Origin of the sequence: Paenibacillus sp. KS-LC4 (assembly GCF_036894955.1) — a bacterium.
Taxonomy (GTDB): Bacteria; Bacillota; Bacilli; order Paenibacillales; family Paenibacillaceae; genus Pristimantibacillus.
The window spans coordinates 5,478,483-5,496,381 of sequence record NZ_CP145905.1 but is presented as its reverse complement, the minus strand read 5'-3'; the positions used below and the strand labels follow the sequence as shown (position 1 = coordinate 5,496,381).

Here is a 17,899-nt window from a genome sequence, read left to right as displayed (position 1 = left end):
CTGCTGAGAAGTATTTCATGCCCTGGTGCCTGCATTTATAGGTTTGACAAAAAAGTGGGCTAAAACTATAATGAACAGTAGTTGTGTCATAAAATCGCATATTGCTTTATTCGGAGGAGCCTGCCAACAGCGGGCTCTTTTTGCGTTTTTTTGGAAAAACTGAGTGGAAAGAGCTATAAACAGGGTTAAGGAGGATGAAAAGGTTGTCTTTACTGCATGTGGCTATTATTTTGCCTTTTTTATTTGCTGGCGGCAGCGCGGTATGCCATAAGCTGATGCATCGGTTTCATACGGGCTGGTTCGTCATCCCTGTTCCTGTGCTGCTATTTATTTATTTTCTTCTGCACCTACCGCTCATTCAAGCGGGAAATACACTCACGGAGACAATGCCATGGATACCGTCGCTAGGCATCAACTTTACGGCTTATTTGGATGGGCTAGGGTTATTGTTTGCTCTGTTGATTAGCGGAATAGGCTCTTTAGTGGTGTTATACTCGATCTTTTATTTAGACAAAGGGAAAGAGGCGCTGCCTTCCTTCTACGTGTATTTGCTGTTGTTTATGGGAGCCATGCTTGGCGTGGTGCTCTCGGATAACGTCATTGTGCTATACGGGTTTTGGGAATTGACGAGCATTTCTTCTTTTTTACTGATCGCTTTCTGGCACAATAGGGAAAAATCCAAATATGGCGCCCTAAAATCAATGCTCATTACGGTGCTCGGCGGTCTCGCCATGCTCGCCGGATTTATTCTCCTATACACGATGGCAGGAACATTTAGCATCAGAGAAATGATAGGCAGCATGGATGTTCTTACTGCTCATTCGTTATTCCTTCCGGCGCTGCTGCTTATATTGCTGGGTGCCTTTACGAAATCCGCACAATTTCCGTTTCATATTTGGCTGCCTGATGCGATGGAGGCACCAACACCGGTTAGCGCCTATCTCCATTCGGCGACAATGGTAAAGGCAGGCTTATACTTGGTCGCCAGATTTAGCACTGTTTTTGCGGGACACGCGGTGTGGTTCTGGTTAGTCTCACTTGTTGGCCTGATTACGTTGATCTATGGCTCCTATCGGGCGCTCAAGCAAACGGATCTGAAGGCAATGCTCGCCTTCTCAACAATTAGCCAGCTTGGATTAATTATGAGCTTGCTCGGGCTTGGCTCTGCCGCTGCTTTCTATACAGGCGTCAACGATTCCTTGTTTTATACGAAGGCGACGATGGCAGCGATTTTTCATCTCATCAATCATGCTATTTTCAAAGGAGCCTTATTTATGGTCGTCGGCATTGTGGATCATGAGACCGGCACCCGGGATATTCGCAAGCTTGGCGGGCTTCTTTCGGTCATGCCGATCACCTTTACAATTGCGCTCATAGGCACCTTCTCGATGGCAGGCTTGCCTCCATTTAATGGATTTTTAAGCAAGGAAATGTTTTTCACAGCTGTACTCGGCATTATGGAGATGGATGTCATGAACATGCAGTCCATTGGGGCTGTCTTCCCGGTTATCGCCTGGGTCGCCAGCATTTTCACATTTGGCTACAGCATGGTTCTACTGTTCAGAACGTTTACAGGTCCCGCCCAGTTTGAAAAATTGGCTAAAAAGCCACATGAGGCGCCATTCGGCTTGCTGCTTTCGCCGGTCGTTTTAGCGTCGCTGGCGGTTGTATTCGGGCTGTTTCCAAATTTGCTGGCTTATTCGTTAATTGAGCCGGCAATGGCGGCTATCCATCCGGGTCTTCTGCTTCCGGGCGACCGCTTCGTCGTCTCCATTCATATGTGGCATGGCTGGACAGCGGAGTTATACATGACGATGGGAGTCGTAGCCGCTGGAATGATGGTGTATCGCTTCCATCAGCGCCTGCGTGTGCTTCATCAGCCGCTTTTTTACCGGGCGACCCTGAATGCTGCCTATGACAAAGGAATCGGGCTGCTGCATGGAGGATCACGCCGTCTGACTAATCGCTATATGACAGGCTCAATCCGTCACTATTTGATTTATGTTTTTATTTTTTTCATCCTGTCTCTCGGATGGGGGCTGTATCGCAGCGGCGGCATGACGCTTGATTTTACGGCTTTTGCCCCGGTTTCGCTTTATGAGGCGGTCATTAATCTGGTTCTTATAGCTGCGGTCATTGCGATACCCTTTGCAAGGTCACGAATGATTGCGATTATTTGGACTGGTGCCGCAGGCTACATGGTCACCTTGTTTTTCGTTATATTCCGAGCGCCGGATCTCGCTTTAACCCAAATGATTGTCGAGACGGTTTCGGTTGCCCTATTCCTGCTCTGCTTCTACCACCTTCCGAAGCTGAAAAAAGAGGAGACGAAGCTCCCTTTTAAGCTGACTAACCTAGTCATCTCGGTTTCGGTTGGGGCAATTATGACACTCATTGCGCTGAGCGTAAGCGGCAGCAAGCTATTTGATTCCATATCGGATTATTATTTGAAATACAGCTACGAGCTCGCTGGCGGGAAAAACGTCGTGAACGTCATTCTTGTGGACTTCCGCGGATTTGATACGATGCTGGAAATCGTCGTGCTTGGCATTGCCTCTTATGGCATTTATGCCCTGATTCGGCTGCGGCTCGCTAACGAGGCAGATGGTGCCAGCCAAGCAGCCATAACAACCAATGCTGAAAATCAGCTTTCGGCTGCTTGGCGAGGGAAGAGCAATGATGTGATTTTGCAGACGATTTCCAAGATAGCGGTATTTATCATTATAACGTTCGCCTTGTACTTGTTCTTTGCTGGACATAATGAGCCGGGAGGCGGCTTCATCGGCGCCTTAATGACTGCGGCTGCACTCATATTGCTAACGATGGCCTTCGGCGTAAAAACGATGCGTGAGGTCATTCCCCTCGACTTCAAAAAGCTGACTGCCCTTGGCTTATTTATCGCTGTACTGACAGGCATAGGCTCCTTCTTATTCAAGGCGCCTTTCCTAAGCCATGCCTTTGGTTATTTCGACCTGCCATTACTCGGAAAAACCGAGCTGGCAACGGCCGTATTGTTTGATTTGGGCGTATATATGACGGTTGTCGGCATTACGATGACGATCATCCTTACGATAGGGAGGGATAAGTAGGTATGGAGCTGTATATGTCGCTAACGATCGGTGTGCTGTTTGCCGTCGGCGTATATCTTATTTTGTCAAAAAGCTTGCTGCGCATTATTTTAGGCACCTCCTTGCTCACGCATGGCGTCCATTTGCTGCTGCTGACGATGTCCCGGCTCAAAACGGGATCGGCACCTCTATTAGGGGAGGAAGCAGCGGCCTACGTCGATCCGCTGCCGCAGGCACTTATTTTAACCTCCATCGTCATCAGCTTTGGCGTGACCTCCTTCTTCTTTGTATTGGCCTACAAGGCGTATCAGAAGCTGGGAACCGATGATATGGAGCAGCTGAGGGGGAAGGACGATGAATAATTTGCTCGTATTCCCGCTGCTGATTCCCTTATGCACGGCTATTCTTCTATTGTTTTTCAAAAATCAGGTAAGGCTTCAGCGCTGGATCAGCGCAATAGGCATGCTGCTTCAAATAACGGTATCGTGCCTGCTGGCTTTTCAAGTTCGTGCGGAGGGCGTTCAGGTGCTGCATATGGGGGGCTGGATACCGCCATATGGCATTGTATTTGTCGCTGATATGCTCGCGGTGCTGCTCGTTTTAACGGCATCGCTCGTCAGTGCCTTCTGTTTGTTTTATTCCTTCGGCACGATTGGGAAGGAGCGGGAGCGCTATTACTTCTATCCCTTTTTTCAGTTCATTCTCGTTGGAATCAATGGCTCCTTTCTGACTGGCGATTTGTTTAATTTGTTCGTCTGCTTCGAGGTCATGCTCATTTCCTCGTACGCCCTTATTGTATTGGGCGGCACAAGGCGGCAGCTAAGGGAGACGCTAAAGTATATTCTCATTAATATTTTATCCTCTACGCTGTTTGTCGCAGCTGTTGCTTATTTATACGGGGTTGTAGGCACGCTAAACATGGCCGACTTGTCCGTCAAAATCGCGGAGGCAGGGCAGAGCGGGATATTGCATGTCATTGCACTGCTGTTCATGATCGTATTTTCCTTAAAAGCCGGACTGTTCCTATTTTTCTGGCTGCCCGGCTCCTACGGTGCTCCTCCGGCTGCCGTAACGGCATTGTTCGCGGCATTGCTCACAAAGGTAGGAATCTATGCACTGCTGCGGACGTTCACGCTGATTTTTCATACGGATTTGGCGATTACTGAAAGCTGGATCAAATGGATGGCTATTGCAACCATGCTGTTAGGCGCCTTCGGTGCGGTTGCCTATCAGGACATCCGGCGTATTATGAATTACAACGTAGTGATTAGCGTAGGCTTTATTGCATTAGGGCTAGCCGTATCCTCCAAGGCTTCTTTGGATGGAGCTGTGTTTTATCTCCTGCATGACATGCTGGGCAAGGCGCTGCTGTTTATTTTAGGCGGCCTGATTATTCAAGCTTCAGGGACGGACGGCCTTCAGCATATGGGAGGTCTGATCAAACGGTATCCGCTAATGGGATGGCTGTTCCTGCTTGCGACACTTGCGATTGCAGGAATTCCACCGTTCAGCGGCTTTACAGGCAAGCTGCTTCTCCTTCAGGGAGGCTTGCAGAAGGGGGAATATGTCCTGACGGCGGTTGCGCTAGCATCGAGCTTGATCGTGCTTTACTCCTTAATTCGGATATTTATGGCGGCTTTCTGGGGGGAGGAGAAGCGTGAGCTGGATCAAATGCCGCTGTTAAGCAACAAGCTGCTCCTGCCTGCCGTAGGCTTAAGTGTTCTCGTTATTGGAATGGGGCTGGGCTCAGAAGCGGTATACGGATGGGTGTCCGTAGCAGGAGATACGCTCCTTCACCCTGCAACCTATATTGATGCCGTATTAAAGGAGTAGATGGGATGGCCTTTCAAATCATATTAAATCTAATTATAGCTTTCGTCTGGATGCTGCTGAATAATGAATGGTCTACCATGCAGTTTACCGTCGGTTATTTGATCGGCATAGGCTGCATAGGGCTGCTCCGCCGCTTCTGGCCGCATGACTTCTATATGAAAAGAGTATGGGCGATCTTCAAGCTGCTTATCCTGTTTATGAAGGAATTGCTGCTGTCCAGCATCGCTGTGATGCTGCAAATTGTTAAGCCAAGGCTAGCCATACGTCCTGGCATCTTCGCTTTTCGGACGGAGCTGAAATCCGATTGGGAAATAACAGTGCTCTCCTGCCTCATCTGCCTTACACCTGGTACGCTTACTTTAGATGTATCTTCTGATAATCAAACCTTATACATCCATGCCATTGATATTCACGATGCAGAACTGCTAGCGGTGCAAATTAAAGATACATTTGAAAAAGCGATTATGGAGGTGACGAGGACATGACGACCTATCTGCTTCTAATATCGCTAGCGCTGCTGGCCTTGGCTATTTTGGGTTGTATGTACAGATTGCTGAAGGGGCCTTCCCTACCGGACCGAATAGCCGCATTGGATACAATTGGCGTCATTTTGCTATCCATGGTTGCGATCCTTTGCGTCCTGTTAAGAACGACGGCCTATATTGATATTGTACTGTTAATCGGTATATTAAGCTTTATCGGGACCACTGCATTTGCGCGATATATAGAAAGAGGTGAGGTCATTGAATAGCGGGCTGCTTAGCGGGGCAGGGGAAATTGCGATTGGAATCGTCATTTTGCTTGGCGCAATCATTAGCTTGATCAGCGCATTTGGCCTCATACGGCTTCCTGATGTTTATTTGCGCTCACATGCGGCTACCAAAAGCGCGACGCTAGGTGTTTTGTTTATTTTGGTCGGTGCCTTTCTCTATTTTTTGTTTTATGAGGGTCATGTCAGCGTTAAGCTGCTGCTTGGCATCGTATTTGTTTTTTTGACCTCTCCGGTGGCGGGGCATCTAAATGGCAGGGCAGCTTATCGTTCGGGAGTGCCGCTATGGAAGAAGAGTGTTCAGGACGATCTTGAGCATACGATGGCTAAAGAGCGGGCGGAAGGACAATAACGATGGGGAGGCTTGCTAGTGCCTAAAGCGATTGCGGTTCATCCTTATTTTAAAATGGAGAGACAAGTGACTGCTACCGAGCAAGTAATGATTTTCCATGAACGCACCATCTGTTTATATGAGCTGGAGATTGTAACCGGCTACCGCGTATTTGCTCTTCATGACGTATACGACATGTCCTATCGCCGCATGGGGCAGGAAGAGGGTATTTTATATTTGCATACGAAGCAAGGCGTATATCCTTACAATGTGAAATCTGATCCAAAGTTTTTTATAGAAGCCTTCATGCAGCTGACGAAAAAGCCGTATGAGGCTGAATAAGCGCCTTTCCCTGAGGGGACAGGCGCTTATTTTTTTACTTAATGGGCATATTGCTGCATAAGCTGCTTGAGCTTGTCCCCAATCGCAGCACGCAGCTGCGGGGGCTGCCGCACATTTGCCTCTGTACCAAAGCCAAGAAAAAATTGCACGGCCCACGATATATAGGAGGCGCTTAGTTTCGTATGAATCGTTCCTGAACCGTCCTCATGTAACATAACAGCCTGTGATAGCCAAAGCTCTGACTGACATCTTCGTACCCCCTCAGCCGTTAAATCCACCTCCAGCTGCAATAAGTCACTCTCCTCCATCCGCATAATCCACGGCCGAATATGCGCCTCTGTTTTTTCGAGCTGCATGGATTGGTCTTCCTGAGGAGCTAGCGCCTTGACACGGTCAACGCGGAAGACGCGATTACCCTCAGCTAGGAAGCAATAGGCCTGGCAATACCATAATCCATTCATCGTATACAGCCCAATAGGCTGAATCATGCGTTCGCGCCGTGTAGCTGCCTCATAAACGATCGTTATAACCTGTTGGTCTAGCGCGGCTTCAAGCAAGGGCTGCAAAAAAGGAATTTCCATCTGGTGCGGCGGCACCCAGAATACGAGCCGCTGCTGCATCCGTTCTATTTTTTGCTTAGGCTCGCTTGATAGGTAGTGCATGAACTTTTGAAGCGCGGCGTTTACTTCATTTTCGAAAGGCAGCGATTTATAATTTTGCAGTGATTGGCAGGCGAAAAATAAGGCGGTGGCCTCGTTTTCAGTAAAGCTAATCGGTGGCAGCAGCTTCTCGCGCAAAATCCGGTAGCCGCCTCCCGGACCGACTTGGGAATAAAGCGGCACGCCAAGCTCGCTTAGCTCCATTAAATCGCGAATCATTGTCCGCCGTGAGACGCCAAGCTCCTCGCTAAGCTCCTGTATCGTAAATTGCTTGCGCTCATTAACCAGCATGATGAGCTGAATGAGCCGTTGTGCTTTGTTCATCGTCAGAGTCCCCTTTACGGGTAGATAGATTTTATTTAAAAATCTCAAATAATAGTGCCATTAGATGGCACTATTATTTCGTATAGTTAACCGTGTAGTCAAGTTTATGATTTCGCAAATGGAAAGGAAGCTTAGAAAATGGAACAGACTCAACAAAATGACGTGCTGGAGCTCGTCTTATTCACCTTAAAGGAAGGGACAGATAAATCGCTTTTTTGCCAGGCAGCCTCTAATTTAAGTGAAGTGCTGAAGGCGAAGGTGCCGGGCTTTAAGAAGCGCTCCCTCATGCATTCAGCGGATGAAGCCCAATGGACGGATATGGTTTACTGGTCGGATATGGAGTCGGCGATGGCAGCGCTGGAGCAGTTAAAGACACTGCCGGAATTCCGTTCCTTTGTTTCAATGATTGACACTCGTGAAATTACGATGCGGCATTTAATGGCAGCCCAAATATGAAGGGGGAAATCCAATGAAAAAGAAAATAAATGAGGTAACGATAGTCGGATTAGGAGCAATGGGTTCTATGCTGGCCCGCGCTTTGCTTCGGAAAAGCTATCGCGTCACCGTCTGGAACCGCTCGACCGAAAAAGCAGAGCAGCTTGTAAGCGAGGGAGCTAGCTTAGCGCCAAGTGTAGCAGCCGCTGTTAGTGCAAGTCCAGTGACCATTGTCTGTGTCTCCGACTATCAGACCTCTTATCAGCTGCTCGATACGGAGGAAGCCAAGTCCGCTTTGACAGGCCGAGTGCTCATACAGCTGAGTACGGGCAGTCCACAGCAGGCACGTGACAATGAAGCGTGGGCCAAAGCGCTAGAAATGGAATATCTCGATGGCGCAATAGCTGCCTCGCCATCACAAATAGGCGGAGAGGGTGCAGTTATTTTTACATCCGGATCAGCTTATGCTTTTCAAGCAAGTGAAGAGGTTCTAAAAAGCTTGGCTGGAAGCGTGCCTTATCTTGGCGAGCAGGTGAGCGCAGCAGCGACGACGGATCTTGCATTTCTGTCCTATTTATTTGGTTCTTATTTGGGCTTCTTCCATGCCGCGCGTATGATGGAGTCGGATGGTCTTCAAGTGGGCGCATTCGGTGCGATGCTGGCTCAGATTTCTCCTGTCATCGGCGAGGTTATTAAATACGAGGGCGAATTAATTGAAGCAGAAAAATATGATCATCCACAAAGCTCCTTGAACATGTGTATGGTTACTGCAAAGCTGCTCATGGAGCAGGCGAGAGAAGCCGGCATTAACGATGAATTCCCGGCCTTTGCCGAGCGGCTGTTTGCGAGAGCGCTTGATGCAGGCTATGGCAATGAGGAGGTTGCTGCTCTTATTAAAGTGCTGCGATAAACAAAGTGCCATAACACAAAAAAATAAACACATATACCATCGTTTAAAACAGAAAGAGTTGTCCTTGGCTATATAGGCCGTAAGGACAGCTTCTTTTTTGCAGAGAATAAAGTGTATCCTTTCCTTCGCGAGAAGACATAAGCCGCTCTTTTCCCTTCTACATTAGGGGCTTTCGTACGCTTGATGAACAAGCCCAGCCCGCCATTGCTGAAGCAGCGTCGTAATTGGAATCTCTAAAATAAGTATGTCCCCTCACGCGCCCCTTCACTCCATGTCCGTACGACAGCAGCGACAATAGTCGTTTCGTCCCCCCAGCTTCATTGATTGCCCCATCCCGTATGGAGGGCGGCATCCTATACAATGAAGCTACAAAAGAAGGGGAGATGAAGGCATGCATAAAAATCGAATCGGGGCGTATTTGTTCAGCTTTCCAAGCTTTTTTCTAACTATGGCGCTCGGTATTTATCCGGTTGTATGGGCGCTTCGATATATGTTTTTCGACTATCAAGGGTTTGGCACGCCGAAATTTATCGGTCTTGAGAACTTTGCGCGAGTGGGAAGGGATGTCGAGTTCTGGCACTCCGTTCTGAATACTTTCATCTATGCGGGTGGAAAATTAATCATTACGCTTCCGTTATCGCTTATACTGGCGGTTATTTTGAATCGGAAGCTGCGGGGACGGCATCTGTTTCGGGCGGTTTTTTTCCTGCCAACGATATTCAGCGCCTCAGTTATGTCCATCGTCTTCTATATTGTGTTCAACTCCTACAACGGGATTATCAATCAGTATTTAATGAAGCTAAACATCGTATCTGCTCCAGTAGACTGGCTGGGTGCTGCGAATGCGATGACGACAATCGTCATTATTGCGGTGTGGGGGGCAGTCGGCAACTATATGCTGCTCTTTATTGCGGGACTTCAGAATATTCCTGAGGATGTGTATGAAGCGGCATCGCTTGATGGTGTAAATCCGGTGCAGCGGATGTGGTACATTACGATTCCTATGCTCGGCCCTGTCCTGCAAATGATTATTATGCTGGCGATTACAACGTCGCTTAAAGGCTATGAGAGCATTATGGTATTGACGGAGGGCGGTCCTTTCGGCAAAACCGAGGTTATGTATTTATACCTGTACAAGCTGTTCTTCCCATTGACGACGTCAGGCACCTCCGTGCAAAATATCGGCTACGGCAGCGCGGTCGGCTTCACAACGGCTGTTATTGTCGGTATCGTCACATGGCTGTATTTCTGGATGTCGAAAAAACTTAATAACGTTTATTAAGAGGGGGAACGATCATGACCATTCGCAAAATAATCGTACGCACGCCAGTATGGCTGCTGCTGCTTGTTACGGCAGCCTTGATGCTTTTTCCAATCGTAATTGCGCTGTTCGGCTCCTTCAAGACCAACCTGGAGCTGACTACGGGAGCGACATTCTTCCCTTCCACCTGGCAATTTAAAAACTATTTGCAGGCTTGGACTCAAGCGGATTTCTCCGCTTATACCTTCAATAGCTTGTATGTAGCCGTGTTTGCTACAGTGGGCACGCTGCTCGTATCCTCAATGGCAGCCTATGCGGTTGACCGAGTAGCTTTCAAGGGTAAGAAGCTATTTATATTGCTGCAATCGTTCACTTTGTTTATTTCCATCGGTGCCGTCGTGCTTCGTCCGCAGTTCGATTTGATGGTTTCCATCGGTTTGCAGAAATCGCTATGGGGTGTCATAATCATTCTAATTAGCGCCCATGCGACTGCGTTTTTTATGGTCATTGGCTTTTTCCGCGGCATTCCCCGGGAGCTCGATGAAGCGGCGCTTATAGATGGCTGTAATTTCTACTCCACCTTCTGGCTCATTATTTTGCCGCTGCTGCGTCCAGCTCTGGCGGTTGTATCGCTATTTACCTTCCGTAACGCTTGGAATGAATATATTTTGCCGCTCGTCTTTTCCCTGTCGCGGCCTGATCTGCAGACCTTGCCGGTGGGACTTGCGAATTTGCGCTACGGGGCAGGAGCTGCGGTTGAAAATCAATTGATGCTCGCAGGGGCATGTATTTCGATTTTCCCTCTGCTCATCGTTTATGTTTTCGCGAACCGTTCCTTTATGCAGGTTACAGTTGGCTCGGTTAAGGGCTAATAAAGGCTAATCAACTCCATAGGCATTGAGGCGATGAACAGCATGAAACGTATATTTCGAAAAATGTCGCTAAAAAGACGGCTGTGGGTTTCGTTCGTTTTATTAACCGTCGTATGTATATCGGTCACGGGAACTTATGTTTCCGTGTCTTTTTCTCGTGAAATGGAATCACAGGCAACGAAGACCAGTCAGGATACGCTCAATAAGTCGGCGAGGGTGCTGGATGAGCGCTTGAAAAATATCGTCGTGCTCGTCTCCACCCTCATGATGGGCGAGCCCTTCCAACGAACGCTGAAGGATGTGCAGTCAAGCAGCAAGAAGGAATATTATAATCGGCTTTCCGAGCTGCAAACGCCCTTTGCCCAGCTGATGCTGGCTGAGCAGTCCATTGACTCCGTGCTGGTGCATACGCCGCTCGGTGATTTTTATCCAACGGGAAATCGGCGCAGCCCGGGCCGCGATTTTGAGAATACGATTATTAATCAGAAGATAATGGATACCAAGGAAAGATGGAGCAAGCTATGGGTGCCGGGACATGCAGATGAGCTGTTCAGCCGGAGAAGCTCTGTTATTACCTTAATCATTAAACCGTTTTTTGATATCCAGCTGCCCGGTGTGTATGTCGTAGTCAACATTCGCGAGGATATTTTACTGGATCTCATTCAGGCGGATATGCAGAGCGCCAGCCTTCAGCAGCTCGTCGTGGATCGGACTGGCAAGGAGGTTCTTGCTTCTACGGAAGGCATCCCGCAAAGCAATCAACAAATTTATGAGCGGGTCGGTTCCAGCGCCCGAGGAAACTTTGAATATATAAGCCAGAGCGGTGACGCTTATTTGCTTAATTATGCTGCGCTTGGGATGAATCCAGATTGGGTATTGATCGGCTATCAATCCAAGTCGGAGCTGCTGGAGCCTGTCCAGCGCATGCGCTGGACGATTCTTACGATTATGGGCGGCTGCGTCGTACTGGCGCTGGTCATGTCCAGCATGCTGTCGGAGCTGCTGCTAAAGCCGCTGTTCAAGCTGCGTAATCTCATGATGAAGGTTGAGCACAATAAGCTTGATGTCAGGTTTGAGAGCGCATTTGAGGATGAAATTAGTCAGGTTGGCCACAAGTTTAACCGGATGATGGAGCAAATTGGCGAATTAATTGAAGAGGTTAAAGCATCCGAGCAGGACAAGCGCAAATCGGAAATTAAAGCGCTGCAGGCGCAGATTGATCCTCATTTTTTGTACAATACGTTAAATACAATTTATTGGAAAAGCGAGATGGAGGAGCAGCAGGCGGTCAGCGGCATGATTGTTTCGCTGTCCCTGCTGTTCCGGCTGGGCCTGAACAATGGCCGGGAAATTACGACGCTGCGGCAGGAACTGGAGCATGTGGCGCAATATTTAAATTTGCAGGAAATGTGCTATCCGGATTTGTTTAGGTACAGCATACAGACGGTCGATGAGAAGCTGCTGGATACTCCTGTGCTTAAAATTTTGCTGCAGCCGCTGGTGGAAAATTCTATTTTGCACGGCTTTCAGGAGCTGCCCCATGAGGGGATAATCCGAATTGAGGCGGAGGCCGATGCTGCAAAGGGCTTGCTGGTGCTGACCGTCACGGACAATGGGATTGGCATGGATGCCCAGCGAGTGGAAAAAATGCTGAATGGTCCAGTGGTGGAGCGCACGAGCTATGCATTAGTGAACGTAAGGACAAGATTGTCGCTGTATTACGGCTATAAGGCTTCCATAGAGCTTGAAAGCGAGCCGGGCGTGCAAACCTCCGTTAAGCTAATCATTCCTATTCAAGAGGTGATAAACGAATGAGTCAAATTACGATGTGCATCATAGATGATGTAAAGACGGTCATTGATGGAATCGTATCAAAGATACCTTGGAAGGAGCATGGCATTCAAATTGTGGGCACGGCTTCTAACGGCCATGATGGCTTGCAGCTTATTAAAGAGAAGCATCCGCATATTGTACTGACCGACATTCGGATGCCGATGCGAACCGGCATTGATATGATTCGTGAGCTGAAGGAAAGTGGAGAGCCGGAGGCCAAGGTTATTTTTTTCAGCGGCTATACCGACTTCACCTATGCTCAGGAATCAGTGAGACTGGGAGCGTTCGATTATTTGGTTAAGCCGTTTACGACGCAGCAAATTGTTGACGTTGTGCTGCGCGCTAAAGCACAGATTGAAACGCAGCAGCTGGAGCAGCTGGACCGGCTGACGCTGGAGCGTAAGGTGAGGGAAAGCTTGCCCTATTTGCGCCAAGAGTATTTCCGACTGCTGATCCGGCATGATGAGCTGCCCGAGCGGGCGCATGACAAGTGGGAATTTCTAAGCATCGATATGGATACCCGCTGTTTCGTAGCGATGTCTGTGCAGATCGAGGGGCTAATGGACGAGCATTCCCCGCTATCCGTGCGGGAAGTGGAGCTAACCCGCTTCGCCGTACAAAACATAATGGAGGAAACGATTAAAAAACGGGCGAAGGGCATCGTATTTCGAGAGCATTTGGGCCAATTTGTCATATTGCTGAACCCTAATGAGGAGGTAGGTATGCTGGCGCTGGCGGAGGAGTGCCGGGATAATGTGAATCGCTACGCGAAGCGGGACATTTCCATTGGCGTCGGAAGCTGCGTGGAAGGCATCAGCGAAATCGCTCTTTCCTATAATCAGGCGAAAACAGCGCTCAGCTATCAGTTTTATTCCGGCAGTGGCTGTGTCATCTCCTATAGCGATATTGAACGGCAAAATCATATTTCACCCCATTATTCCGCAGATAAGGAGGTGGAACTGCTCTATTGCTTGCGCTCAGGCAACCGGGAAGGGACGGAGAAGCTGCTGGAGAGCATTTCCGAGGAATGCCTGCGTTATCCGACGCCGCCTGATCCAGAAGTGATGACCAATTTGTTTTATGGACTGGCCTTCTCCATTTACCGCGTCATTGCCGAGAAGGCGGACAGCAAGCAGCGCATATGGCTTGATGAACGGCTGAGCATGATTAAGAAAGGCCGGTATTTATCTACCTCCGAGCTGATTAACGATGTGTTGGAGCTCGGACTGACCGGCTGTGACTGGCTCCAGAAGCGCCAGAAAAACAATGTCGGCCAGCTCATTCATCAGGCTATGAATTATGTGGGCGGCCGTCTCGGCAGCGACTTGACAGTACAGGAATGCGCGAATGTCGTCCACTTGAGCCCGAGCTATTTTTCCAATTTGTTTAAAAAAGAGACCGGAATGACATTCATGCAATATGTCACCTCCGCACGAATGGACAAGGCAAAGGAGCTGCTGCTGGAAGGGCTGCAAGTACAGGATATAACGTATGAGCTTGGCTATCGGGACCGTCCGTATTTTACCGAGCTGTTCAAAAAGCATACGGGGCTTACGCCTACGGAATTTCGCAGCAAATACGAAAGCGCGGAACCGGAAGCACAATCATAGTCATTTTGCCCTCCCATAATCGTGTTTTTGTCCTTCATGGGCAGGCGGACAACGGTGCTACAATGAGGTCAGCAGGAGGGGCTGGGTGGTAGTCAACACTTGAACGCCGCTTGCCAAACAAAGGGGAGGTACGACAGATGAAAAAAAGATTTTCAACGAAACGCTCGTTTCTGCTTTGCAGCTTGCTGGTAATGGCTTTGATGCTGGGAGCTTGTTCAACGGGTAACGGAACGAATGCCGCACCAGAAGCAAGCGCGGGTACAGACGGTGCAAGCAGCGCAGCAAAGACGAAAATTTCCTATTGGACAATAGATCGTCATGACATGGATTATATGCAGGAGAAGGTAGACAAATATAACGAAACGAATACAGATAACATTGAAGTAGAAATGAAGGTTATGGCGGATAACTACAATCAGGCGATTGAGGTTGCATTCGCAAGCAACCAGGCTCCAGACATTTTCCGCAGCGGTGACTTTCAGACTTATGTAAGCAAAGGCTATTTTGCTCCACTTGATACGCTGCTCAGCAAAGAGTTTTTAGCGAAATTCGACGGTTTGCTGGTAGAGGATGTTTATACAAAAGACGGACATGTGTATACGCTTCCAAACACAGGCCAGTTCTGGCGCCTGCTGTACAATGTAGACCTGCTGGAGAAGGCTGGCTACACAGAGCCGCCAAAGACGCTTGACGAAATGGTTGAGATTGCGAAAAAAGTAACAGAGCAAGGCAAGGCTGAAGGCATTTACGGCTTCGCCAGCAATTTCAAAAATGGCTCCGGCTTTACGCGTCCAGCATTTGCATCGGGCTCGCTCAGCTCGGGAACAAGCCACGAGGGCTTTAACTACCAAACCGGAGAATTTGATTTCGGCATGTACCGTGATATTGCACAGGCGCTTCACCAAATGAAAGTAGATGGCAGCATGATTCCTGGCGCTGAAGCACTGGATATTGATCCGCTTCGCGCCCAGTTTGCACAAGGCAAAATCGCGATGTATGTGAACCACTCCAGTGAGCCGGCAGTCTACACGTCGCAATTCCCGACAGAAATCAACTGGTCATCAACGCTTGTACCGACGAAGGATGGTCAAATCAACGGTGTAACTTGGGTTAATGCAGGCGGTTATATCGGAATCAATGCACAATCGGACAAGCAAGCTGCAGCTGTGAAGTTTTTAGAATACCTGTACAACACAGAGCTTCGTAAGGAATATCAAGAGAAGGGCCTTGGACTTTCCGTTCTGCCTTATGTGAATGAAGCAGCAGGCAAGCCTGAACTGAAGGGCATCGAGGGCTTCCTTCCAACAAAATATGACGGCATCTATCCAGCAACTCCGATTTCGGTTACAGAAACGAAGCTGGAAGGCAAAAAAGCAAGCGATGTATTCATTGAATACATTTTGACCAGCAATCAGGACTTGGATGCTGTAATTAAGGATTTGAATGCGAGATACAACAAAGCGCTAGCAGCGGCTCGTACGGAGGGGTTGACCAATATTCAGGCCAATCCGTCGTTCAGCGCCAAGAGCCTGCAAGGCTCGCTCGGCCAGTAGCCGTATAGCTGTAGGGAAAGAGGGGCTGCCTGCGGGCAGCCCCTGCTTTTAAAATATAGGGACAAGTAGAGAGTAAAGGAGCGCGTGCTTAAATGGATCATTTGTATTTTAGGCCGAAGCAGAGAAGCGATTGGGGAGCAGGCTTTAAGCAGCGTTTTCCACAGCAGGCTGCCGCTGCGATTGCCGAGGCGAATCGCTGGTGCGAGGATAAGCCTGTCATTTGGAAAGGGCTTGAAATTGATTTGGGCCAGCCCATTAATTGGCTTTACAACCCAACCGGGGACAAGGAATTTACATGGGGCATTAATCGCTTTAAGCATCTTCGCTCCTTAGGCACCGCCTATGCGTGCACAGGGGACGAGAAATATGCGGCTAAGGCGCTGGAGCATATTTTAGGCTGGATCGATACGCAGCCTTGTCCGAGAAATTTGCCGGAGGAGGAGCTGACCTATTTTCAAAGGCCGGGTCCGTGGCGACTGCTGGAAACGGGTCTCAGGCTGCGCCAATGGATATATGCCTATCATTTTTTCGATGAATCGGAAAGCTGGAGTGGCGAGGCGAAGCAGCGGTTTCTTCAATCGGTGGAGGAGCATGCCTGGTTTCTCTCTACCTATAAAGCGAGCATTGAAATCAATCATTCGATTATGCATATGATCGGGCTGCTAGGCGCGGGACTGACGTTTGTTTCTTGGGAGGAAAGCGAGGAATGGCGCAGCATAGCGATGAAGCGGCTGGAGGAATGCATCCGCGTGCAGGTGCTGCAAGATGGCGTCCATTCGGAGCTTACGCCGCACTACCATATGGTATCGCTGGAGCTGTTCGTTGATTGTGCCGTTATGGCGAAAAAGCGTGGACTTGCGTTCTCCGAGGAATATGAGCGTATTGTGGCTGGCATGACGCGCTTCGCAAGCCTGATGATCAGGCAGGACGGCAGCATGGCGCCGTTTGCCGATTCCTTCGCGAATCAGCCGCCAGATTTGAATGCGGCGGCTCTGTATGATAATCGTCCGGGGCTGCTGCTGAAGGATCAGCTGTATGAGCAGTTTTGGACGGTCGGCCCTGAGGCGATCGACCGTCTGCTGGCAGCGGCGGCTAAATCGCCAGAAGCAGCATCGCAGTCGCAAGCAGCAGCATCTCCGCCCGATTCAACGGCAATCGGGGCAGGAGCGTTGCTCGATGTCCATACACAGGAGCGGCTGCCGTTTGCTTTTCCGGCAGCAGGCTATTATGGGCTTGGCGATTCGGAGCAGCAGCTCATCTTCGATGCCGCTGCACTTGGCGGCCCTCATGGACATGCCGACGCGTTGTCCTTTGAATGGTGCGCCTATGGCGAAGCATTGTTCGTCGATCCGGGCACGTACACCTATATGGAAAATCCGTGGCGCCGTTATTTCAAAAGCACCTCCGCCCATAATACCGTTCTCGTAGACGGGCTGGATCAGACGCCTTACTTGCGTACCCAAAGATGGGGGGTGCCAGAAGCTGCTGTTTCCTTAATCGCTTGGGAGCCGGAGCAGCAAATGATTTGCGCGGAGCATGACGGCTATGCATCCCGTGGCGTAACGCACAGGCGCGCCTTATGGTTTCTGAATAGCGGAGAATGGGTTATTTATGATCGCCTGATTGGTACTGGCGAGCATACGTATCAGCATCGGCTGCATACTAGGCTGCTAGAGTGGGAGACGCGAAGACTGGCAACGGACAGCGGTGCTTCGAATGATCAGAAGCATCCCCTTGATCATCCTGCCTGCTACTATGCTAAAGGCAGCGGCTTGTTCAACGGAGTAGAAGCTGCTTCTACTTCGCCACTGACGTGCGAGCTGCTCGTATTTGGGCCGCCGGAGCTGGAGCTCGACGTGGAGGACAGCTGGGAATCGGTTCACCAAATGAAGATGCAGCCGCTGAAGGTGCTTCAGGGCTTGCTGACAACAGAACATGCTGGTGCTTGGTTTATTACGGTGATGAAGCCATCTCTAGGAACGCAGCAGTTGAAGACCTCTGAATGGAGCGTCAGCATAGGAGAGCATGGCCGCCCTGTCCTGAGCTTAAACCGTGACGGACAGCTTGCTGTGTTCGCTATGCCTGAATGAAACGATTGG

The 17,899-nt window shown here is 49.3% G+C and carries 16 protein-coding genes; 15 read left to right on the top strand and 1 reads right to left on the bottom strand.

The features are described 5' to 3' along the window. The first annotated feature begins 203 nt into the window (after nt 1-203). The 7 genes from V5J77_RS23200 to V5J77_RS23170 are packed head-to-tail and all read left to right on the top strand — an operon-like array spanning nt 204 to nt 6,343. Nucleotides 204-3,089, top strand: a complete 2,886-nt coding sequence (locus V5J77_RS23200) for a Na+/H+ antiporter subunit A (RefSeq protein WP_338553201.1) — start codon at nt 204-206, stop codon at nt 3,087-3,089. A gap of 2 nt (nt 3,090-3,091) precedes the next feature. Next, nucleotides 3,092-3,430, top strand: a complete 339-nt coding sequence (locus tag V5J77_RS23195) for a Na(+)/H(+) antiporter subunit C (RefSeq protein ID WP_338553200.1) — start codon at nt 3,092-3,094, stop codon at nt 3,428-3,430. After that, nucleotides 3,423-4,901, top strand: a complete 1,479-nt coding sequence (locus tag V5J77_RS23190) for a Na+/H+ antiporter subunit D (protein WP_338553199.1) — start codon at nt 3,423-3,425, stop codon at nt 4,899-4,901. Before V5J77_RS23195 ends, V5J77_RS23190 begins: the two co-directional genes overlap by 8 nt. Before the next feature lie 5 nt (nt 4,902-4,906). Then, nucleotides 4,907-5,386, top strand: coding sequence for a Na+/H+ antiporter subunit E (locus V5J77_RS23185; RefSeq protein WP_338553198.1), 480 nt, complete (start codon nt 4,907-4,909; stop codon nt 5,384-5,386). Then, the gene (locus V5J77_RS23180) at nt 5,383-5,652 is read left to right on the top strand and encodes a Na(+)/H(+) antiporter subunit F1 (RefSeq protein ID WP_338553197.1); all 270 of its coding nucleotides are present in this window, start codon (nt 5,383-5,385) and stop codon (nt 5,650-5,652) included. Before V5J77_RS23185 ends, V5J77_RS23180 begins: the two co-directional genes overlap by 4 nt. Then, a complete protein-coding gene (mnhG, locus tag V5J77_RS23175) occupies nt 5,645-6,022 on the top strand; it encodes a monovalent cation/H(+) antiporter subunit G (RefSeq protein ID WP_338553196.1) in 378 nt (125 codons plus the stop codon). Before V5J77_RS23180 ends, mnhG begins: the two co-directional genes overlap by 8 nt. Before the next feature lie 18 nt (nt 6,023-6,040). Next, the gene (locus tag V5J77_RS23170) at nt 6,041-6,343 is read left to right on the top strand and encodes a hypothetical protein (protein ID WP_338553195.1); all 303 of its coding nucleotides are present in this window, start codon (nt 6,041-6,043) and stop codon (nt 6,341-6,343) included. Nucleotides 6,344-6,381: 38 nt separating this feature from the next. On the opposite strand, the gene V5J77_RS23165 is transcribed toward V5J77_RS23170, so the two are convergent. Next, the gene (locus tag V5J77_RS23165) at nt 6,382-7,326 is read right to left on the bottom strand and encodes a YafY family protein (protein WP_338553194.1); all 945 of its coding nucleotides are present in this window, start codon (nt 7,324-7,326) and stop codon (nt 6,382-6,384) included. Between the two features lie 138 nt (nt 7,327-7,464). Here V5J77_RS23165 and V5J77_RS23160 point away from each other — a divergent pair, with 138 nt between their 5' ends. From V5J77_RS23160 to V5J77_RS23125, 8 genes are all read left to right on the top strand, one after another. Next, nucleotides 7,465-7,782 carry a hypothetical protein gene (locus V5J77_RS23160; RefSeq protein WP_338553193.1) on the top strand — a complete coding sequence of 106 codons (318 nt, stop codon included), beginning with the start codon at nt 7,465-7,467 and terminating at the stop codon, nt 7,780-7,782. A gap of 25 nt (nt 7,783-7,807) precedes the next feature. Further along, on the top strand, nt 7,808-8,671 hold the full coding sequence (locus tag V5J77_RS23155; RefSeq protein WP_338557018.1) for an NAD(P)-binding domain-containing protein: 864 nt from the start codon (nt 7,808-7,810) through the stop codon (nt 8,669-8,671). A 391-nt stretch (nt 8,672-9,062) separates the two neighbouring features. After that, nucleotides 9,063-9,953, top strand: a complete 891-nt coding sequence (locus V5J77_RS23150) for a sugar ABC transporter permease (RefSeq protein ID WP_338553192.1) — start codon at nt 9,063-9,065, stop codon at nt 9,951-9,953. 14 nt (nt 9,954-9,967) lie between these two features. Continuing rightward, nucleotides 9,968-10,804 (top strand): carbohydrate ABC transporter permease, encoded by an 837-nt coding sequence (locus tag V5J77_RS23145; RefSeq protein WP_338553191.1) that lies wholly within the window; start codon nt 9,968-9,970, stop codon nt 10,802-10,804. A 42-nt stretch (nt 10,805-10,846) separates the two neighbouring features. Next, nucleotides 10,847-12,619 (top strand): sensor histidine kinase, encoded by a 1,773-nt coding sequence (locus tag V5J77_RS23140; protein WP_338553190.1) that lies wholly within the window; start codon nt 10,847-10,849, stop codon nt 12,617-12,619. After that, a complete protein-coding gene (locus V5J77_RS23135; RefSeq protein ID WP_338553189.1) occupies nt 12,616-14,247 on the top strand; it encodes a helix-turn-helix domain-containing protein in 1,632 nt (543 codons plus the stop codon). The genes V5J77_RS23140 and V5J77_RS23135 overlap by 4 nt, the downstream gene beginning before the upstream one ends. Before the next feature lie 137 nt (nt 14,248-14,384). Then, nucleotides 14,385-15,800, top strand: a complete 1,416-nt coding sequence (locus V5J77_RS23130) for an extracellular solute-binding protein (RefSeq protein ID WP_338553188.1) — start codon at nt 14,385-14,387, stop codon at nt 15,798-15,800. Between the two features lie 92 nt (nt 15,801-15,892). After that, a complete protein-coding gene (locus V5J77_RS23125) occupies nt 15,893-17,890 on the top strand; it encodes an alginate lyase family protein (RefSeq protein WP_338553187.1) in 1,998 nt (665 codons plus the stop codon). The last annotated feature ends 9 nt before the right edge of the window (nt 17,891-17,899 follow it).